This is a genomic window from Streptomyces sp. NPDC006207 (assembly GCF_040613835.1).
Taxonomy (GTDB): domain Bacteria; phylum Actinomycetota; class Actinomycetes; order Streptomycetales; family Streptomycetaceae; genus Actinacidiphila.
Genome location: NZ_JBEXSX010000164.1, coordinates 1 through 1,008, shown reverse-complemented (window position 1 = coordinate 1,008; position 1,008 = coordinate 1). Strand labels below are relative to the sequence as shown.

The window sequence follows — 1,008 nt, the reverse complement described above, 5'->3', positions numbered from 1 at the left end:
CTAGGACTTGTCCGGGCGATCATGTGCGGAGCCAGATGGCGAGTGCTGCTGCGGTGGCGGTGCCGAGGTAGACGTAGCCGCGCTTGTCGTATCTGGTGGCCACGGCCCGGTGCTGCTTGAGTCGGTTGATGGCTCGTTCGATGGTGTTGCGCTTCTTGTAGCGCTCTTCGTCGAAGGCGGGTGGCCGTCCGCCGCGTGAGCCTTTGCGCAGGCGGGCGGCCTGGGTGTCAGCCTTCTCCGGGATGGTGTGCCGGATTCCCCGGCGTCGCAGGTACTTGCGGATGGGTCCGTTGCTGTAGGCCTTGTCCGCGGCAAGGCTGTCGGGTTTCTTGCGGGGCCTGCCCGGGCCGAGCTTGGGAATGCGGATCTTGTCCAGCACCTTCGTGAACTGGGTGCAGTCCGCCCGCTGGCCTGGTGTGACGATGAGGGACAGCGGGCGGCATCGGCCGTCGGCGCTCAGGTGGAGTTTGCTGGTGAACCCGCCCCGCGAGCGGCCCAGGCCCTCACTTCCTGCACCACCTCCACCAGGCGGGCGTGCAGACTCTGCCACGCTGTTTCGCCCTGGTGTTCTGCCTGCTCGGCCCCCTTTGATGCCGGGATCGGCGGCGGATCGGTGCGGGCGCCGGCGGCGTGCTGATGAGCGCGAACGATGGTGGAGTCCACCGAGATGTCCCAGTCGATCTCACCCGCGTCATCCGCGGCGGCCTGGACCTGCTGCAGCAGACGTTCCCACGTCCCGTCCGCAGACCACAGCCGGTGCCGTTCATAGACCGTTTTCCACGGCCCGAACCGTTCCGGCAGGTCACGCCACTGCACACCAGTCCGCACCCGGTGCAGAATCCCGTCGATGACCTGCCGGTGATCCCGCCACCGGCCACAACGCCGGTTACTGACCGGCAGGAACGGCCGCAGCCGTTCCCACTCTGCGTCTGTCAGATCACCCCGCCCCATGTCCACATCAACGACCTGGACGGCGAGTAGTCACATGATCGGGCGGACAAGTCCTAG

At 67.1% G+C, this 1,008-nt stretch carries 1 protein-coding gene; it reads right to left on the bottom strand.

Annotation, left to right across the window (positions count from 1 at the left end; translation table 11 throughout):
- Nucleotides 1-19: 19 nt before the first annotated feature.
- A protein-coding gene (locus tag ABZ312_RS45160; RefSeq protein WP_500337458.1) for an IS5 family transposase occupies nt 20-951 on the bottom strand; the annotation gives its coding sequence in 2 pieces (ribosomal slippage) (nt 20-535 and nt 538-951; 930 coding nt in all).
- Between the last annotated feature and the right edge of the window lie 57 nt (nt 952-1,008).